24 protein-coding genes and 1 other annotated feature are annotated in these 25,628 nt (G+C 36.4%); of the genes, 15 read left to right on the plus strand and 9 right to left on the minus strand.

What is annotated here, in order from left to right:
* Window positions 1-6 precede the first annotated feature (6 nt).
* From hemE to hemY, 3 genes are read left to right on the plus strand one after another with little or no spacing between them, the layout of a single operon-like run.
* On the plus strand, window positions 7-1,038 hold the full coding sequence (gene hemE / locus ACFOY7_RS08905) for a uroporphyrinogen decarboxylase (RefSeq protein ID WP_390251495.1): 1,032 nt from the start codon (window positions 7-9) through the stop codon (window positions 1,036-1,038).
* A gap of 23 nt (window positions 1,039-1,061) precedes the next feature.
* Window positions 1,062-2,003, plus strand: coding sequence for a ferrochelatase (gene hemH / locus ACFOY7_RS08910; protein ID WP_390251497.1), 942 nt, complete (start codon window positions 1,062-1,064; stop codon window positions 2,001-2,003).
* Window positions 1,997-3,391: a protoporphyrinogen oxidase gene (gene hemY / locus ACFOY7_RS08915; protein WP_390252071.1), complete on the plus strand. Its 1,395-nt coding sequence runs from the start codon at window positions 1,997-1,999 to the stop codon at window positions 3,389-3,391. Before hemH ends, hemY begins: the two co-directional genes overlap by 7 nt.
* A gap of 31 nt (window positions 3,392-3,422) precedes the next feature.
* Here hemY and tyrS read toward each other — a convergent pair whose 3' ends face one another.
* Window positions 3,423-4,628: a tyrosine--tRNA ligase gene (gene tyrS / locus ACFOY7_RS08920; RefSeq protein WP_390251499.1), complete on the minus strand. Its 1,206-nt coding sequence runs from the start codon at window positions 4,626-4,628 to the stop codon at window positions 3,423-3,425.
* An 84-nt stretch (window positions 4,629-4,712) separates the two neighbouring features.
* Window positions 4,713-4,954: a binding site (T-box leader), on the minus strand.
* A gap of 908 nt (window positions 4,955-5,862) precedes the next feature.
* Between tyrS and ACFOY7_RS08925 the strand changes: the two genes are divergently transcribed.
* From ACFOY7_RS08925 to ACFOY7_RS08935, 3 genes are all read left to right on the plus strand, one after another.
* On the plus strand, window positions 5,863-6,858 hold the full coding sequence (locus tag ACFOY7_RS08925) for a lipoate--protein ligase (protein ID WP_390251501.1): 996 nt from the start codon (window positions 5,863-5,865) through the stop codon (window positions 6,856-6,858).
* Window positions 6,859-6,990: 132 nt separating this feature from the next.
* Window positions 6,991-8,148 (plus strand): M48 family metalloprotease, encoded by a 1,158-nt coding sequence (locus ACFOY7_RS08930; protein WP_390251503.1) that lies wholly within the window; start codon window positions 6,991-6,993, stop codon window positions 8,146-8,148.
* Window positions 8,149-8,183: 35 nt separating this feature from the next.
* Window positions 8,184-9,119, plus strand: a complete 936-nt coding sequence (locus ACFOY7_RS08935; RefSeq protein WP_390251505.1) for a hypothetical protein — start codon at window positions 8,184-8,186, stop codon at window positions 9,117-9,119.
* 6 nt (window positions 9,120-9,125) lie between these two features.
* Here ACFOY7_RS08935 and ACFOY7_RS08940 read toward each other — a convergent pair whose 3' ends face one another.
* Window positions 9,126-9,578 carry a DUF3939 domain-containing protein gene (locus tag ACFOY7_RS08940; protein ID WP_390251507.1) on the minus strand — a complete coding sequence of 151 codons (453 nt, stop codon included), beginning with the start codon at window positions 9,576-9,578 and terminating at the stop codon, window positions 9,126-9,128.
* A 200-nt stretch (window positions 9,579-9,778) separates the two neighbouring features.
* Here ACFOY7_RS08940 and ACFOY7_RS08945 point away from each other — a divergent pair, with 200 nt between their 5' ends.
* Window positions 9,779-10,306, plus strand: a complete 528-nt coding sequence (locus ACFOY7_RS08945; RefSeq protein ID WP_390251509.1) for a competence protein ComK — start codon at window positions 9,779-9,781, stop codon at window positions 10,304-10,306.
* 98 nt (window positions 10,307-10,404) lie between these two features.
* On the opposite strand, the gene ACFOY7_RS08950 is transcribed toward ACFOY7_RS08945, so the two are convergent.
* Window positions 10,405-10,806 (minus strand): YhjD family protein, encoded by a 402-nt coding sequence (locus ACFOY7_RS08950; protein ID WP_390251512.1) that lies wholly within the window; start codon window positions 10,804-10,806, stop codon window positions 10,405-10,407.
* Window positions 10,807-11,051: 245 nt separating this feature from the next.
* Here ACFOY7_RS08950 and ACFOY7_RS08955 point away from each other — a divergent pair, with 245 nt between their 5' ends.
* From ACFOY7_RS08955 to addA, 4 genes are all read left to right on the plus strand, one after another.
* Window positions 11,052-11,711 (plus strand): TVP38/TMEM64 family protein, encoded by a 660-nt coding sequence (locus ACFOY7_RS08955; protein ID WP_390251514.1) that lies wholly within the window; start codon window positions 11,052-11,054, stop codon window positions 11,709-11,711.
* 58 nt (window positions 11,712-11,769) lie between these two features.
* Window positions 11,770-12,318: a signal peptidase I gene (gene lepB / locus ACFOY7_RS08960; protein ID WP_390251516.1), complete on the plus strand. Its 549-nt coding sequence runs from the start codon at window positions 11,770-11,772 to the stop codon at window positions 12,316-12,318.
* A 397-nt stretch (window positions 12,319-12,715) separates the two neighbouring features.
* On the plus strand, window positions 12,716-16,183 hold the full coding sequence (gene addB, locus ACFOY7_RS08965) for a helicase-exonuclease AddAB subunit AddB (protein ID WP_390251518.1): 3,468 nt from the start codon (window positions 12,716-12,718) through the stop codon (window positions 16,181-16,183).
* A complete protein-coding gene (addA, locus tag ACFOY7_RS08970) occupies window positions 16,183-19,899 on the plus strand; it encodes a helicase-exonuclease AddAB subunit AddA (protein ID WP_390251520.1) in 3,717 nt (1,238 codons plus the stop codon). Before addB ends, addA begins: the two co-directional genes overlap by 1 nt.
* A gap of 22 nt (window positions 19,900-19,921) precedes the next feature.
* Here addA and ACFOY7_RS08975 read toward each other — a convergent pair whose 3' ends face one another.
* The 6 genes from ACFOY7_RS08975 to ACFOY7_RS09000 form a co-directional block, all read right to left on the minus strand.
* Window positions 19,922-20,140, minus strand: a complete 219-nt coding sequence (locus tag ACFOY7_RS08975) for a spore germination protein (protein ID WP_390252072.1) — start codon at window positions 20,138-20,140, stop codon at window positions 19,922-19,924.
* 161 nt (window positions 20,141-20,301) lie between these two features.
* On the minus strand, window positions 20,302-20,673 hold the full coding sequence (locus tag ACFOY7_RS08980) for a spore germination protein GerPE (RefSeq protein WP_390251522.1): 372 nt from the start codon (window positions 20,671-20,673) through the stop codon (window positions 20,302-20,304).
* Entirely contained in the window at window positions 20,654-20,860 is a 207-nt protein-coding gene (locus ACFOY7_RS08985) for a spore gernimation protein GerPD (RefSeq protein WP_390251524.1), read from the minus strand. Before ACFOY7_RS08985 ends, ACFOY7_RS08980 begins: the two co-directional genes overlap by 20 nt.
* Before the next feature lie 6 nt (window positions 20,861-20,866).
* On the minus strand, window positions 20,867-21,394 hold the full coding sequence (gene gerPC, locus ACFOY7_RS08990) for a spore germination protein GerPC (protein WP_390251525.1): 528 nt from the start codon (window positions 21,392-21,394) through the stop codon (window positions 20,867-20,869).
* 30 nt (window positions 21,395-21,424) lie between these two features.
* Window positions 21,425-21,643 (minus strand): spore germination protein GerPB, encoded by a 219-nt coding sequence (locus ACFOY7_RS08995; RefSeq protein WP_390251527.1) that lies wholly within the window; start codon window positions 21,641-21,643, stop codon window positions 21,425-21,427.
* 3 nt (window positions 21,644-21,646) lie between these two features.
* Window positions 21,647-21,865 (minus strand): spore germination protein, encoded by a 219-nt coding sequence (locus ACFOY7_RS09000; protein WP_390251529.1) that lies wholly within the window; start codon window positions 21,863-21,865, stop codon window positions 21,647-21,649.
* 181 nt (window positions 21,866-22,046) lie between these two features.
* Between ACFOY7_RS09000 and ACFOY7_RS09005 the strand changes: the two genes are divergently transcribed.
* The 4 genes from ACFOY7_RS09005 to ACFOY7_RS09020 all read left to right on the plus strand — a co-directional run bounded on the left by ACFOY7_RS09005 (window position 22,047) and on the right by ACFOY7_RS09020 (window position 25,387).
* The gene (locus ACFOY7_RS09005; RefSeq protein ID WP_390251531.1) at window positions 22,047-23,216 is read left to right on the plus strand and encodes a DUF418 domain-containing protein; all 1,170 of its coding nucleotides are present in this window, start codon (window positions 22,047-22,049) and stop codon (window positions 23,214-23,216) included.
* Window positions 23,217-23,226: 10 nt separating this feature from the next.
* Entirely contained in the window at window positions 23,227-24,429 is a 1,203-nt protein-coding gene (locus ACFOY7_RS09010; protein ID WP_390251533.1) for a DUF2157 domain-containing protein, read from the plus strand.
* On the plus strand, window positions 24,426-24,926 hold the full coding sequence (locus tag ACFOY7_RS09015; protein WP_390251535.1) for a GDYXXLXY domain-containing protein: 501 nt from the start codon (window positions 24,426-24,428) through the stop codon (window positions 24,924-24,926). Before ACFOY7_RS09010 ends, ACFOY7_RS09015 begins: the two co-directional genes overlap by 4 nt.
* A 92-nt stretch (window positions 24,927-25,018) precedes the next feature.
* Window positions 25,019-25,387 (plus strand): YisL family protein, encoded by a 369-nt coding sequence (locus tag ACFOY7_RS09020; protein WP_390251537.1) that lies wholly within the window; start codon window positions 25,019-25,021, stop codon window positions 25,385-25,387.
* Window positions 25,388-25,628 lie beyond the last annotated feature (241 nt).

Consider the following 25,628-nt stretch of genomic DNA (forward strand, 5'->3'; position numbering starts at 1 on the left):
GGAAAAATGACAAAATTTAATGATACGATTTTAAAGGCTTTTAGAGGTGAAGAAACGGATTATACTCCTGTTTGGTATATGCGCCAAGCTGGCAGATCCCAAAAGGAATATCGTGAATTAAAAAAGAAGTACTCTTTATTTGAAATTACCCATCAACCAGAACTTTGTGCATATGTGACAAGATTACCTGTAGAAATGTATGATGTGGATGCAGCAGTTCTTTACAAGGATATTATGTCACCACTTCCTGCGATTGGTGTGGATGTAGAAATCAAATCGGGAATCGGCCCAGTAATTGAAAATCCGATAACATCACTTAAGGATGTAGAGAAATTAGGCAAGATAGATCCCGTTAGTGATGTTCCATACGTGTTAGAAACAATCCGCTTACTTACAAAAGAGCAATTAAATGTGCCGCTTATCGGTTTTAGTGGAGCGCCATTTACATTAGCAAGTTATATGATTGAAGGTGGACCATCTAAAAATTACCATAAAACAAAAGCATTAATGTATAGTGATCCAAAAGCATGGTTTGCTTTAATGGATAAACTTGCAGATATGACAATTACTTATGTGGAAGCACAAGTGAATGCAGGAGCGCAAGCAATCCAAATCTTTGATTCATGGGTTGGCGCTTTGAATGTTGCAGATTATCGCAAATATATTAAGCCAGTTATGGAACGTATTTTCCTTGAATTAAGAAAAAATAATGTCCCGTTAATCATTTTCGGTGTTGGTGCAAGTCATTTAATTAAAGAATGGAATGACCTCGCTGTAGATGTGATTGGTTTGGACTGGCGCTTATCAATTAGTGAAGCGAGACAGTTAGATGTTACCAAAGCTCTGCAAGGAAACCTGGACCCAGCCTTTTTGTTGGCGGATTGGAATATTGTAGAAGAGAGAACAAAGCAAATTATTGATGAAGGGAAACAACACCCAAGTCATATTTTTAATCTTGGACATGGGGTGACACCTGAAATCAGTCCCGCCAGATTGAAGAAATTAACGGAGTTTGTTCATAGTTATTCGAAACGTTAAGAGAGAGAAAGGAAGTTCAAAAAATGGCAAAGGAAAAAGTAGGATTACTAGTAATGGCGTATGGTACGCCATATGAAGAAGCAGATATTGAAAGATATTACACACACATCCGTCATGGTCGCAAACCGTCTCAGGAAATGCTGGATGATTTAACTGAAAGATATCATGCGATTGGCGGGATTTCTCCATTAGCCAGAATCACCAAGGAACAGGCCAAAGCTCTGGAAAAACGGTTAAATGAAGTGCAGGATGAAGTAGAATTTGTTCAATATTTAGGTTTGAAGCATATTGAACCATTTGTTGAAGATGCGGTAAAACAAATGGCGGATGATGGGATAAAAGAAGCGGTAACGATCGTTCTTGCTCCTCATTATTCGACTTTCAGTGTGAAATCATATAATGGCCGTGCCAAGGAAGAGGCAGAGAAATACGGATTAACAATCAAATCTGTTGAAAGCTGGTATGATGCAGATGGATTCATCGATTATTGGAAAGAGGCTGTCTTAGAAGAGTTTAATAAAATGGATGAAGCTGAAAAAGAAAAAGCGGTATTAGTTGTTTCAGCACATAGTTTACCAGAGAAAATTTTACAAAATGGTGACCCATATCCAGCCCAATTGAGAAAAACAGCTGAGTTGATTCAAGAAAGAGCGGGTATTCAAAATGTTGAAATTGGCTGGCAAAGTGAAGGAAATACACCAGATCCATGGTTAGGACCAGATGTACAGGATTTAACACGTGATCTATTTGAGCAAAAAGGATACCGCTCCTTTGTTTATGCGCCTGTCGGCTTTGTTGCAGACCACTTAGAAGTACTATACGATAATGACTATGAGTGTAAAGTCGTTTGTGAGGAAATTGGTGCGAATTATTATCGACCAGAAATGCCAAATGTTCACCCGGAATTTATTCATACATTAGCAACAATTGTGTTAGAAAAATACCAAAGTAATGATCAATCATGAAGCAGATTACGATTATAGGTGGCGGTATTGCAGGACTTACTGCCGCCTATTATTTGCATAAACAGATAAAAGAGCAGCAATTACCTTATCAAGTGACCTTAATAGAAGCGAGTGGCCAGCTAGGCGGCAAAATCAGGACGGAACGAAGAGACGGATTTACCATTGAACGTGGTCCTGATTCTTTCCTGATTCGTAAACAATCTGCCGAAAGGCTTGCTCGAGAAGTAGGTTTAGGTGAACAATTAGTTACAAATGGCTCGGGTAAATCGTACATTCTTGTTAATGGCAAACTTCATCAGATGCCGCAAGGTTCGTTTATGGGAATTCCTACACAAGTAAAACCTTTTTTATCTTCTGATCTATTTAGTTGGCCAGGGAAAATCAGGGCAGGATTTGATTTTTTCCTACCAAAAGGTGAACCGAAAGAAGACCAGTCATTAGGAAAATTCTTCAGAAGAAGATTTGGTGATGAACTTGTCGAGAACTTAATTGAACCATTATTGTCAGGGATTTACGCTGGAGATATAGATGATCTGAGTCTAATGGCAACTTTCCCAAATTTTTATGAGTTGGAACAAAATCATCGTAGTCTTGTTAAAGGATTACAAAGGACAGTGCCAAAACCGCAGCCTGGTAAGAAGCGAAGCATGTTTTATAGTATAAAAGGTGGGTTGCAATCACTGGTGGAAGCAATTGAGGCGAAATTAGATGATGGTATCATCCGTAAAAATATTGCGGTCAACCATATTGAAAAAGGTACAGATGGATATACCCTATCATTATCTGATGATTCAACCATCTATTCAGATGCTGTGATGGTTGCTACACCATTTAATATGATGAAGAAAATGTTGCCGACTTACAATTTTTTATCAAAAACAGAAGATATGAAAGCAACCTCTGTGGCAAATGTTGCTTTGGCATTTGATCAATCCGCTATTAAAGAAGATATTGACGGGACAGGCTTTGTAGTTTCCCGTAACAGCAGTTACCGAATCACCGCATGTACATGGACACATAAAAAATGGCCAGATACAGCAGCGCCAGAAGGGATGGCTCTACTGCGCTGTTATGTCGGCCGTCCTGGTGATGAAGCTGTCGTTGATTTATCTGACAGTGAATTAGAAGAATTAGTTCTATCAGATCTCAACAAAATAATGAAGATTGAAGGGAAGCCGTTATTTTCTGTTGTATCTCGATGGAAAAATGCGATGCCACAGTATAGTGTCGGACATAAAAAAATGGTCGATCGGTTGGATAAGGATATCAATGAAAATCTCCCAGGTCTATTTGTATCAGGAAGTTCTTATCGGGGAATAGGGATACCTGACTGTATTGATCAAGGGGAGGCAGCAGTTGAGAAGATATTGGCATATTTAAAAAACTAGGGTGCAATGGTTGCCCCCTAGTTTTTTGTATTTATCTTTTAAATTGCAAAAACTTCTTTTTCCCTATCTGGAGCACATCGTCTTCGTTAATAACTTGCGACAATGAATCTGTTATTATCTTTTCACCGTTTATAGAAACCCCGTTTTGTTTCATTAATCGTAGAAACTCACTTTTGCTCTTAACGAGATTCCTTTCAATCAACTGGGGAATGATGTCCTGTAACTGGTTTTTCTCTTCTATAATTAAGGTTGGGATATTTTTCGGTATTTGACGCTTTTGGAATGCTGTTTCAAAATATTGCTTAGCAGTCTGCATCATCTCTTCACCGTGATATAGTGTTGTAATAATTTCTGCTAATTCTAATTTTATATTTCGCGGGTTTTCCCCGTTCTCCAAGCGTTCCTTTACACGATCCACATCATTCGGATGTTCATCTGTTGCTAATTCATAGTATTTTATTATTAAGTTATCTGGTACTTCCATTACCTTTTTGAACATTACCTCAGGTGCTTCATGGACACCAATATAGTTACCTAAGCTTTTACTCATCTTTTCCACACCATCTAAACCTTCAAGTAAAGGCATAAACATGGCAATTTGCTTTTCTTTACCTAAGTGTTTTTGCAATGTACGGCCCATTAACACATTAAATGTCTGATCTGTTCCACCGAGCTCAATGTCAGCATTCAATTCAACAGAATCATATGCCTGCATTAATGGATAGAAAAATTTTCCAATAGGCACATGGTTTTTATAACGTTTTTGGAAATCATCACGTTCTAATATACGTGCAACAGAAGTGGAAGCTGCTAATTTAATTACTTCTTCAAATGACAGCTTTGAAAGCCATTCACTATTGAAACGAACAGTTGATTTGTCTTCATCGAGCACTTTGAAAATTTGTTCCGTATATGTTTTGGCGTTTGCCTTCACGACTTCATCACTTAATGCAACACGTCCCTTGGCTTCGCCGGTTGGATCACCAATCCGCCCTGTAAAATCTCCAATTAAAATAACAGCACGATGTCCTAAATCTTGCATCTGCTTAATTTTACGGAGTACAACCGCATGTCCTAAATGAATATCGGATGCCGAGGGATCTAATCCTAATTTTATTGTTAAAGGTGTCTTTTCATCATAGGATCGTTTTAATTTTGCTAATAATTCTGTCTCATCTACAATGGTTTCGGCACCCTTTTTTATAATTTCTAATTGTTCCTCTGGTTTTAAAAACATGAGTTAACATCTCCTTGTAATATTAATAAATTAATATTGCAAGTTCTATAAGAGTAAAAACAAAAACGCCCTTTAGGCAAGAGCCTAAAGGACGTGTCGAAAACGTGTTACCACCTTTATTTAAGAATTACTCACATAATTCTCCTCTGAAGTACAGCCGTAGCGATACTTTTGCTTTGATTACGGAAGCAACCCCGGTGCAGCCTACTAAGGTTCGGTACACAGCTCCAAGATGTATTTCACTTTAACTTTCCTTTGCGCCTCTCAGCAACCGGCTGCTTTCTGTAAGTTCCATTAAAGTTACTCGTTCTCTTCAACGCCTTTACTCTTATACTCCGAAATGTATAGACAAATCTTCGTTATGCAGATATTGATATTCATTATATAGATATAGATGATGATTTGTCAACGTATCTTTCCAGAGAAAACAGGTTATGTATGATTAGGGATAGTACCTAAGATGAATGGTTGTCTTTATTCAGTTAGTGAAGCAGGTAGAATGCCTAGAAGTTCCATAACTGCATAACTACATTTTCAGCCACGAGATATGAAGCCAAGAAGCACTCATAACTGCATAACTACATTTTCAGCTGCGAGATATGAAGCCAAGAAGTACTCATAACTGCATAACTACATTTTCAGCCGCGAGATATGAAGCCAAGAAGACTCATAACTGCATAACACCACCTTCATCCGTGAGATATGAAGCCAAGAAGCATTCATAACTGCATAACACCACCTTCATCCGCGAGATATGAAGCCAAGAAGCATTCATAACTGCATAACACCACCTTCATCCGTGAGATATGAAGCTCAGAAGTTCCATAACTAGAAGGGGCGCGAAGTAAGTTATTTTTCCAATAAAAAAAAGCAGCTACTTATTAGCTGCAGGTGTCTGTCTTTTACATATATCTTGATTAATTGGATGGGAATGTTCATCATCCTCTTTCAGCAGGATAAGAAGGATGAAAGGAACGAAAGATATAGGGTAAAAGACTTCAAATAGGTTAAAATGGCGGGATAAGTGCAGGTAACATGTTAGGGAATCATGTTTTAAACTGCAATATCTTTTCCGCACACAATCACACTTATACAAAGTGTCGTATTTATATTGTATTATAACAAAATAAAAAAATCAATACTTTGTATTAGTACAATTTCAAAAAATTGTTTTCTTCTATTAATTCTTTTATACTAATTTAATAGTAACCATTACAAAAGGAGTGCGATTTAGATGAAATTTATTGATAATAAAGGCATAACAGATCCTCGTATTAATTTAGCGATCGAAGAATATGTATTAAAAAAATTTGGTGAAACAGATTCTTATCTGTTATTTTACATAAATGAACCCTCGATTATAATTGGGAAAAACCAAAATACAATTGAAGAAATTAATACAGACTATGTTGATGCAAATGGTATTCATGTTGTTCGCAGACTGTCAGGTGGCGGGGCGGTTTATCATGATCAAGGTAATTTGAATTTCAGCTTTATTACAAAAGATGACGGGGATAGTTTTCATAATTTTGCGAAGTTCACTGAACCTGTTGTTGAAGCATTGCGGGCATTAGGAGTTCCAGCAGAATTAAAAGGGCGCAATGATTTAGTGGCAGACGGACGGAAAATTTCAGGAAATGCGCAATTTACCACTCGTGGAAGAATGTTTAGTCATGGAACATTAATGTATGATTCCGAAATAGAGCATGTTGTTAAATCATTAAATGTAAAAACAGAAAAGATTCAATCAAAAGGAATTAAATCAATTCGCAGTCGTGTAACCAATATTTCTGAATTTATGGAAGAAAAATTATCAATGGACGAATTTAAGAAACATATATTACGTCATATATTTGATGTGGAGAACATAGAGGATGTTCCGCAATATGTGTTGACAGAAGAAGACTGGGCTAATATTCACCAATTATCAAAAGAACGTTACCAGAACTGGGACTGGAATTATGGAAAATCACCGAAATTTAATGTCCAGCATTCCAATAAGTTTGATGGTGGCTTAGTTGATGTGCGTTTAGATGTGAACAAAGGAATTATTGATCAATGTAAAATTTTTGGTGACTTCTTCGGTATTGGGGATGTTGGAGACCTAGAACAGAAGCTTATTGGGATCCGGTATGAACGTCAAGCAATAGACCAAGCTCTAAGTGATATAGATGTATCTCATTACCTTGGTAAAATAACGAAAGAAGACTTTGTTGGACTAATTTACTAACTGCAAATCGGAAGACTGTCTCTATAAGGAATAAAGGGGACAGTCTTTTTTTAGAATGAATAGAGAGGCGGTTTAATCATTAGTTGAACAGTCAACACTATTGTATATATAGTTAATAAATAAGGAGTCATTATGAAAAAGTTACTTTCTGCATATTTTCTGTTTATCATCGGATTATTTGTCTACTTTTATTATTTCTATCCGCTAAATTCTTTAAGTGATTCACGCTACGGTGCATTATCACACGCTTTTTATTTTGCGATGCTTCCATTACAAATGATCTTATTATACTGCATAGTAAAAAGTGAAGTCAGTTATCTTTGGATTGGTAGATATAATTCGCGTTTATTTCAGTCCTTTTTGCTGTCAGCCTTACTCGTTTTGCTGGATTTGTTTGTACGTCTTCCTTTTCAAATGACTTGGTATTCTTTATCGAGAAGTGAAGGAACACTTACACAGCCTTTCCTTTCATGGTTTCTGGATTTATTGTTATCGGCTGGCTTATTTTTCATCACATTATTTTTGCTTATTTATTTCAGTCGTATATTTATGGAAAAGTGGCCGAAAAAATGGGGAACGATATTATGGTTTTCTATATTGCCAATCGCTGTTTTCATTGTATTCATTCAACCAATTTGGATTGACCCGCTTTTCGATGATTTCCGGCCATTACAAAGTGGGCAGTTACGCTCAGAGATGGAGGAATTAACAGATAGTGTGAATTTATCAAATGTTGATTTTCTTGTAGTGAATAAAAGTGAGAAGGTAACGACATATAATGCTTACGTAACTGGTATTTTCGGACATGCCAGAATTGTCTTATGGGACACTATGTTACATGGAATGGATCAGGCAGAAATACTTTTTATCACTGCACATGAGGTCGCACACTACTTATATAAACATGTATATATTGGGACAGGGTTGTATTTGTTATCTAGTCTCATCTTGTTGATTCTGCTGCAGCAATTGGCGATTCGCTGGAAAAATGATCATTCCATCACACGTTTACTAAAATTATTGTTAACTGCTTCTATTGTATTAACTATCATTCAACCAGTAAGTTTATTTGTTTCCCGACAGATGGAAACAACAGCCGATTTTTTCGCCATTGAACACACGGAAGACTTAGTACCTGCGATGCATACCTATTATCTATTAGCAGAGCAATCGAAAACAGATATAGCACCAGCGGCATGGATTCGTTTCTTCAGATTGTCCCACCCATCGATTCGGGAAAGAATAGAGAAAATGGAAGAAATCATCGAAAAGCGTGAAACAAAACCTTAAGCTAGTTCGTATTTATTAGCAAGAGGTGATCAGGAATGGATGAATTTTACCAACAATTAATCGATGAACAAGAAAAAAAGCGGAAGTTAAAGCGGTATTTGGATGAGAGAACACAATTAATGTCACAATTGGAGCAAATGCGTGAGCGAGAACGTGAATTGTACCATAAGCTTCAAGAGGAAAAAATTGATGTAGAAAAATTAGAAGGCTTTAGTATTGCTAGCATTTTTTATACAGTTACAGGGAAAAAAGATGAAAAATTAGATCAGGAAAAACAAGAGGTTGTTAGTGCGCAATTGTTTTACGAAGAGGCTAAATCTTCTATGCAAGATCTAAATACAGATGTACAAGAACTAGATCGTCGTATTGCAGCTTTAGGTGATCCGGAATCCCGGTATCAGGAAATCTTACAACAAAAATATTTACACTTGTTAGATACAGATAATGAAAAGGGGATAGAAGCTCACCGTCTTTTAGAGAAAATTGGGACTATAAAAGATGAACAAACAGAAATAGAAGAAGCCTTAGATGCTGGACATAAAGTAAAAAGGGCTTTATCGACTGCAAGTGATTCACTGGAAAAGGCAAAGAATTGGGGAACAGTTGATATGTTTGGTGGTGGACTTATTTCTACTTCCTTAAAGCATAGTCATATTGATGATGCGAAACAAGCGACACATCAGGCGCAGCGATTATTGCGCAAGTTTTCGCATGAACTGTCCGATATTGGTAAATCTTTCAATGCAGATATTGGGATATCTGGCGGCTTAACTTTTGCAGATTATTTCCTTGATGGACTGGTTATGGATTGGTTTGTACAGGATAAAATTAATCAATCTGCAAATGAAGTAGAGTCCATGTATCAAAAGGTATCCAATACCATTCAACAATTGAAAAAGCTAAAGCAAGAAGTAGCAAGCACAGAGAAACAAGCGGAAAGGCAATGGGAGTCAATAGTACTTCAAGCATAAACCACATTATTGTGGTTTTTTTCTTGTAATCAAATACTCTTCCTCCGTAATATAAAAATCAATATCAGGCCGGTCTGTGATCAAGTTTAATTGTTCTAACTTATAATAACTCACTTTCCGGTATGGATCATAGTCGATAATAGGGAGTTCTTGCTTTTGGGCAACATATTGGTCTACAGCCTTCTGAATTTTGTCTATTGCGAGAGCAATGTGCCTATCCTCCTTTTCGAATAATTCGTATGTTTCTGCTGACATATAGAATTCTTTGTCAGGTAACGCTTTCAAAAAGGGTGCTAATAATTCAAAATCTACCGTTCGGTCTTCTTTGATGAGTATCTTGAGTGGAATATTGCTAGGCAATGTTTTGCTATATTGTCTTACCGCTTCTTTGACCTCATCATAAGAAATAGATTTTACCGGATAACTCTTATCTTTTTTCCGAAAGAACTTATTCCACATTTTACCACCTACTTGATTCAAATTTTCTTATAAACTCCGCAATACAGCTATCTATTTTGTTAATTTTACCACAACCTCATAAAAATTGATATATTAATAGGTAAATATAACTATTTTCATATAAAAAGCATACCCTTTTTATCCATGTCTTGGTACGATTGTTTATGGTTACAAAATACTATTTTAGAGGAGGAAACAAAATGATAATGTCGAAAGGTTGTGAAATCAGCCCAACAACGCTGGCTGTTATTGGTGTTAGTAAAGGAGAGAATTATGGCACGAGAATAATGGAATATGAGAAAGGAGATGATTACGAGGTAGATATCCACTCATATAAAGTAATGGATATGACTTGCCGTGAGTTTGGTATCAGTCTTCGTGGTTTATTAGAAGGCGCCCGGCGGCTAACAGATACTAGCCATAAACCTCCCATTGTAATTGATAGAATGAGCAATATGTATTTCTTCCCTGTTGAATCCCCAACTAAAAAGTCTTGTATCTGGATTTCCCACACACATGTAAATCGTACCGAGAGATTATCCAACAATCAAACGAAGATTATTTTTAAAAACGGACGTACCCTAAATGTTGATGTTTCCTATACTGTCATTCTAAATCAAATTAACAAAACAGCTCAATATCGTTGTATGATTTCAGATAAATTAAGTGATATGCTTCCAATATCACAATATATAGCAGAGACGAACAAACAAAGGCGGCTGCATTAAATGCATCGAATCGTTTAAAAAAGCAGTGGAAATAGACGGGAAACAAAAAATAGTGAGTCTACTCTCACAATAATAATAAAGTTAATAAGGAACTGTTATCATAAAGATAACGGTTCCTTCTTCTCTGGTTTATCATCTCTTTCCTTCTCTTCTAAGAACCATTCATTTAAAATACTTTCCACTTTTTTACGAATGGCAGGGTTAAAGTAATTACGTTTCTCTTCTCTCCCTTTACATATGAATAAGTAAGTGGTAAAGGATTCTTTTTTTTCTGCTGTAATTACTTGGATTTTTTCTTTGTACATCTGTTTTTGGAGATTTCTCCGCTCATTTGTTGCTTTTTTTTCTATTTGTTTTAATAGGGCAATATATGGTTCATTGATTTTAAATGGAGTATTTTGTTGAAGTTGTGTTAAGTCATGTTTAATCACGCGTAATGCCATAGACATAAACAAAAAACGGGAAGCTAATTTCCATTCATGCTCTTCTAAGTATCGCATCGTTATCTCTCCTTTTTAGGAACGTGTGTTCTATTATATGCAGTTATGAACAAAAATGCAACAAACATTTTTTTATTAGTAAAAAAAGGCAAGAAGTATTAAAATAAATAGAAGAGATGAACAAAAACAGATTGCCTTCTATCATGGTGTTCGCTTTCTGAAAGTTTCGTCAGGCCTTGCGGGGGATGAAAAAGCTTCACTGAGAAAGTCTCACTTAATTAGAAAAAAAGGGGTTCTTAATAAGGATGTTCACATATAATATAAGGAATATTGGAGATATAGATATTGATCAAATAAAGAAATTAATTGAGGCAAACGATTATGATCAGCTTGTTAACTTCTTATTAAAAAGTTATGAAAGCTTAGGCCCGATTCCCGGCTTTCTTCTGCCGTTTCTGGAAGCTTTTTTACCTTTTTTGCCATTGGTTGTATTTGTGATGACAAATGCTGCAGCCTATGGATTGCTTAAAGGATTTTTGCTTTCATGGATCGGGGCAAGTTTAGGTTCAGTTGTTGTTTTCCTTGTTGTACGCCATTTTAAAAATGTCCGATTGTTTCGCTGGATACGTAAAAGCAAACAAGTAGTAAAAGTAATGGATTGGTTGGAACGTCATGGATTTGGTCCATTATTTTTATTACTTTGTTTCCCTTTTTCTCCATCTGCTGTTATCAACCTGGTAGCAGCATTATCTAAAGTTAATCTGTATCAATTTATTTTAGCTGTATTTTTAGGGAAGGCTGTCATGGTCTTCACCGTTTCGTACATTGGAGATAGTATCGTATCTTTTGCGAAGAATCCAGTAAAGTCAATTATTGTCGGGATAGGGATTGTTGTTTTTTGGTTAGCCGGTAAGTATATGGAAAAACGGTTGCAAAAAAGGGCCGAACAGAAAAAATGGAAATAAAGAGATTAAAAAGGGGAGAATGGGGGTAGATTAGTAATAAAATGCTGGAGGGAATACCATGAAAAAGAAAAAGACGTGGTCCATTATCCGCATCATACTATTTTCCCTTTTACTTGCTTTTTTCTTCCGCTCTTACCTGTTTGCCAGTTATGTAGTAAATGGCAAATCAATGGAGCCAACATTGTATGATGGGAACTTACTAATGGTAAATAAAATGATTTATGATTTAAAAAATATTGATCGTTTTGATGTTATTGTGTTTCATGCAAATGAGAAAGAAGACTATGTCAAACGAGTAATTGGTTTGCCTGGGGATCATATTGCTTATAAAGATGATACATTATATATAAATGGTGAACCAGTTGCAGAGGAATATCTGCAACCATATCGTGAAGTAGTTGATGGGAAATTAACCAATGATTTCACTTTGGAAGAGATTACAGAAGTGTCAGAGGTTCCGGAAGGTAAGTTATTTGTTTTAGGTGATAATCGCAGAAAAAGTTATGACAGCAGAGATATTGGATTTGTTGATCAAGGAACAGTAGTAGGAAAAGTGGACGTATTGTATTGGCCAATGTCAGCCATTGATTTTCAATTAATCCGCTAATAAAAGGTAAGCGCTTACTACAAGCGGTTGTGAGAATGTCAGGCTGATGCTTAGTTACCTCTCCTCTCCCGACGGTGTATACCAGAGGAAATCTGAATAAAATTCTAAAGTAAGTTATTCAAATACAGTCTGCTAATAGAAAAAAGCAGCACGTGTCTGAAGTTTCCAAAGTCTTTTAAAGGAGGCTAGACCGTGCCTGCGACAGCTTATGAAAGTATATGAGCAGATGCTGCCATGGGGAAGAGATTATTCCTGGACAACAAAAATCAACCTGTTCTTTTCTCATCTTTTCTCATCTTTGCCTATTTTTTTTGCTAAACAAAAGAACATTAGTTTGGTATAATGGAGAGAAAGGTTAGTAAAAACCAGTAAAAAGACCGAGAGAGTAGGTGTTTTTTTGTTACGCTATATTATTGGCAGTTCAACAGCAAATAAAAGTGAACAATGTGTAACGGAAATCAAAGCGAAACTTCAAAAAAATCCTCAAGGTTCCCCGATTATTTATTTAGTTCCAGATCAAATGACATTTCAACAGGAATATGCCTTGTTAAATGATTCGCAAATCAATGGTTCGATTCGGGCACAAGTGTACAGTTTCTCTCGTCTTGCATGGCGTGTAATGCAAAAAAATGGAGGGGCAACGAAAAAATTCATTACATCAACAGGTATACAAATGATGCTCCGAAAAATCATTGAACAGCGAACCTCTGAGTGGAAGGTATTTCAGAAAGCAATAGAAAAACAAGGGTTCCTTAAACAGTTAGAAGATATGATTACAGAATTTAAGCGGTATTGTATCACACCAGATATGCTCACAGAGCAGATCATGGAAATGGATCGTTTTCAGCACCAAACGATTACAGAGAAAGCACTGACAAATAAACTAGATGATTTATATTACATTTATGATCAATTAGTCCAAGCACTAGCTGGTGCTTATATGGATAATGAGGATAGACTGCAATTATTAATTGGAAAATTAATGGAAAGTGACTTTTTACATGACACGGAAGTGTACATTGATGGTTTTCATCATTTTACACCACAGGAATTAATGGTAATAGAAGTAATGTTGCAAAAGGCGAAACAAGTTAATATAACATTAACAATAGATCAAGTAAATGATACCGTAATTGACCCATTGGATTTATATCATGTGACAAAAGAAACGTATGTTCAAATGGAACAATTAGCACAAAAACATAATGTATCAATCGAAACGGAGATACTAAAAAATAAAGAAGAGACAGCTTTTGTCCATTTGGACAGGCATTTTGACGATCGGCCTGCTGTACCCTTCGGACAAAAAGCACCTGTTCAGTTAGCGGAAGCAGTGCACCCTCGGGCAGAAGTTGAGGGTGCTGCACAAGAAATTGTCAAATTAGTACGAGATCAGAATTACCGTTACAGAGACATTGCCATATTGATACGGGAGCCTGAAGTCTATCATGATTTGATTACAACGGTCTTTGAAGACTATCGCATTCCGGTCTTTGTTGATGAGAAAAGGACGATGCTCAATCATCCGCTCATAGAATGTGTCCGTTCATTGCTTGATGTAATTGAAGGAGATTGGCGTTATGATGCGATATTCCGTTTATTAAAGACAGGCTTTATTCCTGAAGGTGATAAACAATATCGTTTGGACCAGGAAGCAATTGATCAATTAGAAAACTATGTGCTTGAGTATGGAATCAGGGGGAGAAACAGGTGGTTAAATGATCAGCCCTGGCTTTTTCAACGATTCCGAGGATTTGACCAATCGGCTCAAACGGATCGTGAATTAACGATACAGAAAAAAATAAACATGTATCGTAACCAAGTAGCAGAAATTATTGGTCCACTTGACAATGACTTAAGGGAAGCGAGCACAATAAAAGATAAAGCAATTGTTTTGTTTAATTGGCTCGAGCAGATCAGGGTGCCGCAACAATTAGAGAAAATCCGTGATCAATATGATCAAGAAGGCCGAATTGAAAAAGGACGTGAACAAGACCAGGTATGGGATGCAATTATTCAACTGTTAGAAGAGATAACGGAAATAGCTGGGGAAGAAACGATTGATTTAAAAGCATTTCGTAACATTTTAGAATCTGGTTTTGACACATTGCAATTTTCCCATGTCCCGCCAAGTATTGATCATATTGTTGTCGGTTCGATTGACCGTTCGAGAATGCATGGAATTAAATGTGCATTTTTACTTGGTGTAAATGAAGGAACATGGCCGATGAAACAGGGCGGAGATGGCCTGATCTCAGAAGAAGAGCGCAATGTATTATTAACACAAGGTATCCAGTTAGCTGAAGGAAGTAAACGTCAACTGTTAGATGATGCCTTTTACGTATATAGTGCGTTTACTTTACCTACAGATTATTTATGGGTTAGCTATCCGCTGAGTAATGAAGAAGGCAAAATGAAGGCAGCTTCCCCGCTTGTTAAGCGAATCGAGGAGATTTTCCCCGAACGCTTAGAGAAAATTACTTTACAAGATCCGGAAGAAATGATGGATGCTAAACGATTTATAACAACCCCTGTGAAAACTAGAGGAGCACTGACAGCTCAATTAGCTCGAATATTACGAGGCTATCCGATTGATTCCATTTGGGATCATGTTTTAAATTGGTATATTGAGCAATCGGAGAATAAAGCAACAAATCAAATGGTGTTAAAAGGCTTATTTTATCAGAATCGACCGAAAAACCTATCCAAAGAGACAGTGGAGCAGTTATACAGTAAAGAAATTAAAGCAAGTGTATCCAGATTGGAAACCTATCACAGATGTTCCTATCAGCATTTTGCCAGATATAACTTAGGTTTAGAAGAAAGACAAACATATAAACTGGACGCACCAGATATTGGCCAGCTTTTCCATGAGGCATTAAAACAGATAACAGAGTGGGTTCAAAAAGAAGGAAGAAATTTCGCAGATATCTATGATAAAGAAGCGAGAACCTATGCCAATCGGGCAATTGGACATTTAGCGCCAGTACTGCAGCATCAAATACTGCATAGTTCGAAGAGATATCAATATATTCAACGGAAGTTGGAAAATATTATCGCAAGAGCAACATTTATTTTAAGTGAGCAGGCAAGAAAATCATTGTTCTCACCGATTGGTTTAGAGGTTGGTTTTGGTTATCCAAATCAGCTAGCTCCATTAGAAATCCCTTTAAAAGGTGACTATAAGCTCTTACTAAGAGGGAGAATTGACCGCGTTGACCAGGCAATTGAGCAAGATCAGCTATTTTTACGAATTATTGATTATAAATCGAGTTCCAAAGGCTTGAATTTATCTGAAGTTTATTATGGACTAGCATTACAGATGCTGGCATATTTAGATGTAGTCTTAACAAATGCTAGGCAGTGGCTCGGCCAGGAAGCATCGCCAGCAGGTGTATTATATTTTCATGTTCATAATCCGATGCTCTCCTTAGCAGATAATTTAGCAGAGGACAAAATTGAGGCAGAGATCTTTAAACAATTTAAAATGAAAGGTCTGTTGCTGGAGCAGGAAGATGTAGTGAAAATGATGGATACATCGTTAGAATCCGGCAGAAGTAATATTGTACCGGCAGGTTTTAGCAAGACCGGCAGTTTTTATAAAGGCTCCCAAGTGGCCGATAAGGAGATCTTTGACCAGCTGCAATCCTATATTCGACAGTTAATGGCAGGTGCAGGAATAGCGATGCTTGATGGGGAAGTAAGCCTAAATCCATTTCAAAAGCAGGATCAGGTTGCATGTACGTTTTGCTCCTATCGTTCGGTATGTCAATTCGACCCGACATTATCTGAAAATAACTATCATAAATTAAAAGATTTAAAAGACGAAGAAGTGTTTGAGGCAATGAAAAGAGGTGAAGGTTAATGCCAGCATGGACAAAAGAACAAGAAGAAGCAATCTATCAATCTGGCAGAAATATATTAGTTGCAGCGGCAGCAGGTTCAGGTAAAACTGCTGTATTAGTTGAGCGTATTATCCAGAAGTTGCTTAATAAAGAAAAACCTGTCGATATTGATCAATTGCTTGTCGTTACCTTTACAAATGCAGCTGCACAAGAAATGCGTAATCGTATTGGGGAAGCATTAGAAGAAGCATTAGCCAATGATCCGAAGTCAAACCATCTGAAAAAGCAATTATCTCTCTTACAACATGCTTCGATCTCCACTTTACACTCATTTTGTATGGATCTTGTCCGCAAATATGCTTACCAGCTGGATATTGACCCAAACTTTCGCATTGCAGATGGTGTAGAGGCTGATTTAATCAGACAAGATGTATTAGAGGAACTTTTTGAAGAGTGGTATGGACAGGAAGATATGGAAAAGCAGGAAGCATTTTTTCAAGTAGTGGACCGTTTTTCTAATGATCGGAATGATTTGGATATGGAGAATTTAATATTGAAAATGTATGAATTCTCGATTCAGCACCCGGATCCAGACAGATGGTTAGACAAATTAGCCGAAACATATGATATAGAAGAAGAATTAACAGAAGAACCATCATGGTTAAATATTTTAAAGAAGGAAATGAATAGACAGTTAGATGTAGTTGAGTCCCAGTTAAATACAGCACTTGACATAACCAGAGAAAGTGACGGACCTTACCATTATGCAGAAGCATTAGATCAGGATATGTTGATGGTGCAGCAGGCAAAAGGGGCAATAGAGATCTCGTGGGACGAGGTACAATCTATCTTTAATAATGGCAAGTTTAAAGCATTGTCACGAAAAAAAGTGGATTGTGATGAAGAAAAAAAAGATGCTGTCAAAGCAATACGGGATGATGTAAAAAAACGCTGGAATAAAATTAGTTCGGAGTGGTTTAGCAGAAATTTAACAAGCCATTTAGAAGATATGAGAAAACTGTATCCAACAATATTAGAAGTAACAAAAATGATTAAATCATTCCGTATTGCTTACCAGGAAGCAAAGAAAGAAAAAGGCTTAGTGGATTTCAGTGACTTAGAACACTTTGCATTAGAGTTATTATTGGAAGATAACCAATCCCAACGCCCATCGGCTCTTGCCCGAAGTCTGCAGCAAAAATATGAAGAAGTAATGGTTGACGAATATCAAGATACGAATATTGTACAAGAGACAATCTTAATGAGTGTATCCAATCAAGCAGAATACGGGAATATGTTCATGGTTGGGGATGTTAAACAAAGTATATACCGATTCAGGCATGCGGAACCGACCCTTTTTATTGAAAAATATAACCGATTTGCTAAAGAAGAGGATGCAGGATATAGGATTGATTTAGCACGAAACTTCCGTAGCCGCAGAGATGTATTAACTGCAGCAAATTATGTATTCCGTCAGCTATTTGATCCAGAAGTTGGAGATATTGAGTATGACGAAGATGCTGAATTAATTTATGGCAATAAAGGTTATGATGATGTGCCCCTCAAACAGCCTGATACAGAAGTATTTATTATTGACCAAGAATTAAATGAGACAGAGAAAGAAGAACGAAATGAGGATTCATTAGAAATAGAAGAGGACTTGGAAAAAGCGCAATTAGAAGCTAGAGCCTATGCGGAGAAAATCCAAAAATGGATCGGACATAGAGACGATGAACCCATCGAAATCATGGACAAGCGGACATCGATGCCTCGAAAAGCTGAATATCGGGATATTGTTATATTATTACGTTCAATGACATGGGCTCCAACGATTATGGAAGAGTTTAAGAAACAAGGAATTCCTGTCTATGCAGAACTGGCGACAGGCTATTTAGCAGCAATTGAAATTCAAGTAATGATTAGTTTATTAAAAGTGATTGATAATCCGCGGCAAGATATACCTTTAGCATCTGTATTGAAATCACCAATCGTTGGGTTAAATGAGGACGAACTTGCAACAATAAGATTAGCAGAAAGAAATGCTTCCTATTATGATGCATTAAAAGCATATACCATGGCAGGCGATACCAAAGAAATAAAAGACAAACTGCAACCATTTCTTACAAGGTTGGAAAAATGGAGAAGAGAAGCAAGACAAGGTGCATTATCCCATCTGATCTGGAAAATTTTTCAGGAGACAGGATATTATGATTTTGTTGGCGGGATTCCAGGAGGAAGGCAGCGTCAAGCAAACTTACGAGCATTATATGATCGGGCGAAGGGCTATGAGTCTACCTCATTCCGTGGTTTGTTCCGTTTCCTCAGGTTTATTGAACGAATGGAAGAAAAGGGCGAGGATCTCGGGGCAGCAAAAGCTTTAGGTGAACAAGAAGATGTGGTAAAGATTATGACCATCCACAAAAGTAAGGGGCTGGAATTCCCATTAGTAATTGTAGGTGCAATGAATAAACAGTTTAATCAACAAGATTTACGTGAGAAATACTTGTTACACAAAGAACTGGGCTTTGCTTCCAAATATATTGATCCTGAGAAACGGATCATGTATCCAACATTAATCTATCACGCAATAAAGAAGGAAATGCACCGGGAATTATTAGCAGAAGAAATGCGTGTATTGTATGTTGCCTTGACCCGGGCAAGAGAGAAGCTGGTTCTTGTCGGGACTGTCCCTTCATTAGAAAAAAAGAAAAAGAAATGGAAATCGATGATAAATCACTATGAGTGGGTATTACCAAACTATTACCGTTTGGAATCTGCTTCTTATTTAGATTGGATAGGAGCAAGTCTTGTCAGACATAAGAGCGGTGAACTGTTACGTACTGATGATATGGTGATAGAAATTCCGCAAGCAATATTAGAGGATCAGTCGAAATGGTGGCTGGAACGAGTTCACAGTAGTAAATACCAGGAAATTGAAGAAACGAGTAAAGAAACGCTGAAAACATTGGAAGAGGCTGTAAACAAGTGGCAACCTGTTTCTCTGGCAAATAATGACGAAAAATTGCTGGTTGAGAATAATTTAAATTATACCTATCCATATCAGGATGCGATTCAATACCGTGCGAAACAAACTGTCACAGAAATGAAACGACAGCATGAGATAAAAGACAGCTATAGTGATCAAACAATTATTGAACCATTTCGTGCGCCGATCAATAAGAGGCCTCGTTTTATGCAACAAAAGAAACAGTTAACAAAGGCTGAAATTGGTACAGCTATGCATACGGTTATGCAGCATATACCATTGGACAGAGAATGGAATGAAGCTTCTTTAGTAGAATTTGTTGCCGAATTAGAAGCAAATGAGATATTGACAAGAGAAGAAGGGCAAGCAATTAATTATGAAGCAATTGAAAAATTCTTTGATACGGATATTGGCAGAATATTATTACAACAAGAAGTCGAAAGAGAGATTCCCTTCAGTTTAACGCTTCCAGCAAACGAAGTATATCCTGCATGGAATGATGCAGAAGAACGTATCTTCTTACAAGGGGTCATTGACTGTTTAATCAAAACAGACGATGGCTGGATTTTATTAGATTATAAAACAGACCAGATTACTGACCAGATCAATGAGCAAATACTAGAAAAATTACGAAATCGATATAAAATCCAGGTCGAATTGTACGCGAAAGCATTAGAAAACATTTGGAAGCAGCCGGTTCATAGCAAATATCTCTATTATTTTGATAAAGCACTATTAGTAGAAGTATAAATGCCTAAAGGGGGAGGCCCCTTTAGGCATTTGCATTCATCACCTGGTCCACAGCGTCTGGATCAATTGTGTTCGTTATGTTAAAGCCGGTATTGGTGTTGAGAAAGTCTCCAGTATTGTTTGAACCTGCCCCGGCTGCGGACTTTGACGCACTTTTAGGTGAAAGATAGAAACTATCACCAAAATTGACAACACCACCATCCACACTATTAATTTTAATTGGACCAACAATTGAAGGCATACCTGCACAACCTTTCATTGAGCGGAATTTACGTAAGTAGTAAAACAACATTTTAATTAATTGCTTAAAATTTATAGAAAACTAAAGTTGGATACTGGAATAGAAATTTATAGGTTTTCTATTCCTTCTTTTTCTATTGATTAAGAATTATCTATTCCTATTTATTCATCTACATTTACTATACGTATATGTTTAGTTCTGCTATTAACCTTAACTGTATTCACGTTTCCGATTTGCAAAACAGAAGAGGATGACATCCCAATCATACCAATTTTGGATACATTAATTGTAGGATGATGCTGAATATGTTGCTGGTTTATTTGCAGTTTATTCGGCTGTAAGTAATTCTCCACCGTGAATATAGGGTATTGCTCTAAATTAAATCCTTTATCAGACGGTACGTCACCTTCTCTTTGAACAGCCAATACATCGGTTTTTGGTTCGATAAATTTGGAATCACCAATATTAAAGATAGAACTATATGCCACACTGCTAACATTTATTTCCTTAACTTTAGTCGTTCGTGTATTCACTTGTTTCCTCCAATGGTGTCGGGATAGGGAACTGGGCACCAACAATATAAGATTCGGGAGGTGTATCAAATATGGATGATAACTGAATATTTTCACTATCCCCAATTAGAAATAACGAGGAACTTGATACCCCCATAATTGAAATATTACCAACTTCCAAGCTCCAATTATTCACATTGTAATACAATACCATCTACTCCTTGTATAATTGTTGATCAAACCATTTGCGCAAACCTAGCTGTAACTCTTTTATAATTGGTTGCACAACCGAGTTAGGATCATTCCCGCTCTGTTGTGCATAGTAAGAAATACGGCCAGGCAGTTGCTTTTTTACATCATCAATTAATGTTTGCCGATAATCATCAGTTAATCTGTACTGATACTCTTCTTCTAATTGCCTGATATAGGTAGGTAATTCTGTATCCGCATAGTTGTTTAGTTCTTGAAAATGACTTGCTGGGGGCTGGTTCGGAAATGGCAAGGAGAAGTCTTCTGTTTGATTTAATTCTTCTGGACTAATACCGATATGAAGTGTCCCATCCAACTTTTCAATTTTTAATTGGTCAAAATGATATTCTAATTTTTCGATTGTGGTTTTCGGGGACTGTTCCTTTTGCTCTAATTGCAGGATTCTAGACTCTAAGGAGTTGACTTCCTTTTGAAGTTGCTGAATATGTTGCTGAAGCTGGTTTACATAAAAAGCTATTGCGGAATAATCCATGTTATCCTCATCCTCCTTAGTTGACCTGGATTAAGGTGCTGACAGCGGTACGAGAGATTGACCTTGTGATTCTCCATTTGGCATTGCCTCTTCAGCGGGCGCTTCAAACCCACCCGTATTATACAGCTGTGCCAGTGCTTGTAATTGTCCTGTACTCCCGATTTGGAGAACGGAAGAATTGGAAATAGTACCTACCTTTAAAAAATGTATATAGATTGATTGATTCACAGTTAAATGCAATAAAATCACCTTCTAAAAACCTGTAATATTTTGATCATTGTAATCATCGTCAACAATGTTTGTCTGTGCATTCTCTAAATGAATCCGAATACCATCACCGCTATTGAATGAACCGCCACCAGCAAAAGTTTTTGCCTGTGTGTATGGCTGTATTTTATATACATCCCCTATGTTAAAGATGCTAGAAGAATCAATACTAATTACCTTTACTGCTCCGACAATAGCTGGCATGATGTTCACCTAGCTTTCTTGAGAAGTTAACAGTTAACTATAAACTAATTTCCTATTTAGTTTATGTGTGAAAAGTGAGTTTGTGAAAGTAAATTACAATTAATCATTCCTATATAATGCTAGTTTATTGGACAATTGTAAGATAAAATAGATACAGAATAATACATAGGAGTTGAGAAGAGTGGATCAATCAATAGCTCCGCTTCAGGAGAAACAGAGACTAATCTGGATAGATGCAGCAAGAGGATTTGCTGTATTCGGTATCTTTATTGTAAATCTTCCGACATTTAATGGTCCATATTTTTTATATGGTAACGGTATGAACTATTGGGGGGAAGGGGAACCAGGAATATGGCAGGCGATCATTGATATTTTCTTTCAAGCAAGTTTTTATTCTCTATTTTCTTTCTTATTTGGTTTTGGTATGCAGATAATTTTTGAGAACCTCAGAAATAAAGGAATCAGCCCTAGGAAAACTATGGCTCGGAGACAAGTGTTATTACTTGTTGTTGGAATCGTTCATGCATTTATTATTTGGTATGGGGATATTTTAATAAGTTACAGTATTGTTGGTTTTCTCTTATTATTATTCATGTATCGAAAAAATATCACATTGGTTGTATGGAGTATTTGTTTACTGTTCATTCCTGCACTCCTATTAACAGGATTACTCTATTTAGCAAGAGACTATATGACTTTGGTTAATGCTGCTGCTATCGAAGCATCTTATCAGAGTTTTGGTGCAGGCAGCTGGAATGACATCTTTCGTCAAAACTTAACGAACTGGTTATATTCGAACGACATTTTTAACCTTTTATTCACTGTCGCAAATTTATTACCTATTTTCCTCATTGGTGTTATTTTTGCGAGGAAAAAGTGGCTTCATGATTTACAAGCACATCACCATACATTGCGAACGATTTGGGTACTAAGTTTCGTACTGTTTATCGTTTTCAAAGCTGGTCCATATCTTATGGGGAATCCATTATGGTTATCTATTATGCAAGATACGTTAGGTGGTACAAGTTCTGCAATCTTCTACGTTGTAAGTATTTCGCTAATCTATAAAAAAATACCATCTATTCTTGATAAGTTTGCTTATGTCGGAAAGATGGCTTTATCCAACTATCTTTTTCAATCTGTAATAGGTGTATTATTGTTTTATTCGATTGGTTTTGGATTGTACGGAGATTTGAATCCTTTCCAAACAATATTAGTTGCTTTCATCGTTTTTCCAGTTCAAATAGTGTTAAGCTATTTATGGCTGAAAAAATTTAAACGGGGGCCATTAGAGTGGGTGTGGCGTAGTCTTACTTATCGAAGTAATTTAGCAAATAAAAGAAAGGTATGATACAAAAAATATGAACCAACAGGATATTGCGAAGGAAGCAAAGAAATGGGTAGCTGAACAGATTATTACAAAAGACCAGTATGAAAAAATTATTGATCAATATCCAGAAAAGGATAAATCATTTTTGTTATTACTCTTTTCCAGCTTATTTATTGGACTAGGATTTTTGACATTTGTTGCATCAAATATAAATGGTATTCCAGATTATGTGAATATGATGATTATTCTCCTGTTTATGATCGGTTATTATATGATGGGCGATCATTTTTATCGAAAAAAATCTGAGAAAATCGGTATGAGTTTAATCGTCATCGGTTTGTTTATTTTTGGTGCAGGCCTTTTTTTAACAGGACAAATGTATCATTACATATATAATAATGCAGTGCCTTTTCTTATTTGGTCCATAGCGGGATTAGCACTTTATGTTGTATATAAGCATCCAGTCTTATTTGGATTTACCATATCTATTATTACTGTAGGGCAGATTTATAATGGATTTGTGCACCAATCGTTTTATTGGTTACTAGGCTTATTGTTTTTTGCGGGGTGTTTACACTTTGTTTTTCATCACCCGAATAAATGGTACAGTCGTATGTTTGCAATAAGTTATCTGTTGCAGTCATTGGTGTTAGTTTTGGCTAATGGTTTTGAATATCAGTTTTTTGTCATTCTTTTTCTGTTGCTTTATCTTTTGGGGATCTTACTCAGTAAGAAAGAAATCGCATCGGTTTTTCAATCTTTTAGTGTTATGGCAGTGTTTATCTTAACTTGTTTTGATACATTTTTCTTGGGAGGGATACTTGAATTCACCTCAGTCGAATGGATTTATTTTTACATTTGGCTTCCATTATTTATTTTTACAATTGCATTCACAGTCCAGAAGAGAATCGAAGAACTTACAACATTGGTGTTATTTATTCCAATGATTTATGCGGGAACACCTGGAGATTATTTATCAATGTTATCATTATTTATTTTCTCTTTAGGTTTATTGTTTAGTGGATATAAGCAGGAAGATTCCCGGAGAATTGGATTTGGAACAGTCTCATTTTTAATCAGTACATTTGTTGCGTATTTCCATTTAGCGTGGGCATTTTTAGATAAGTCACTTTTCTTCTTTATAGGTGGTGTTTTATTATTTTTCATGGCCTATTTTTTAGAAAAGAATCGAAGGTCGGTCAAAACGAAAAATAATGAGGTGGACAAACAATGAAGCGAATTTTATTCTATGTTATCGTTGGCCTTCAAGCTTTATTTCTAGTAGGGATGTCCGTAGCATTTTATTTAATTGATTTAGTTGGAGAAGAAGCAAAACTAAAAACATTACCTGTTGATCCCCAAGATCCTTTCTATGGTGATTATCTGACATTAAGGTATGAAGCAGAAGAAATTGACCCTGTTAAATGGAAAATTAGTTCGGAGATGGAAAGTGGAGACAAAGTTTTTGTCACACTAGCAGAAAATGAAGATGGCATCTATCAAGTCGAAGAAGTAACAGCAGAACCACCGGGTATTTCAAGCGGACAAGTAATGTTAACGGGGTTTTATCAGTATTACAGTGATTTTGAAAATTTGTATTATGTTGACTATGGATTGAATCGCTATTATATTGAAGATAATACAGGGTTGGAGATCGAGCAGTCAGGTGAGTTAATTGTCACAGTTGCGATTGCTCCATGGGGACAGAAAAAAATTGTGACAATAGAGTGACTGAGAATGTTATGAAATGAAAATGTTGCCATATAGTGATATGATACTGTTTAGAATAGTTATTTTATTAATGAAATGGGGGTAACAGTAAAATGACACATTTACACATTACGTCATGGGTTTTAGGTTTAATTCTTTTGATCATTGCATATGTTATGTACAAAAAAGAAAGTAAAGCAGGTAAGATCTTACATATGATTTTAAGATTAGATTATTTATTAATCTTGTATTCAGGTGGAGATTTAATTGCTGAGTACGCAAGAATAGGATTCCCTGGATTTCCACTATTAGGTGAATTAATTGTCAAAATTATTGCAGGTCTTTGGGTGATTGTGGCAATGGAAATGATCCTTGTGAAAACATCTAAGTCAAAACCGGCAACAAGCTTTTGGATCCAGCTTATTATTGCAGCTGTGATTGCGATCGTTTTAGGATTCTTCCGATTGCCACTATCCGTTTAATCTAAAAAAACACTACTTCATAGAAGTGGTGTTTTTTTATGGGAATTTAAGGCCGTTAAATGTGGTGAAAGAAGGGTGGGAAGGCATGAAGGAAAGCTTTAATTGCCAAACGAAGGGATAAAAGAAGGCGGATAGGCAGTTAACAGAAGCTGTAGTACCAATCTACTGAATTCTAACACCAACCGTCATATTCCTGCTGAGCTTAGTAAGAAATTCAATCTCAAAATCTTAATAGCTATCA

It is taken from the genome of Gracilibacillus xinjiangensis (genome assembly GCF_042651765.1).
Taxonomy (GTDB): Bacteria; Bacillota; Bacilli; order Bacillales; family Amphibacillaceae; genus Gracilibacillus; species Gracilibacillus xinjiangensis.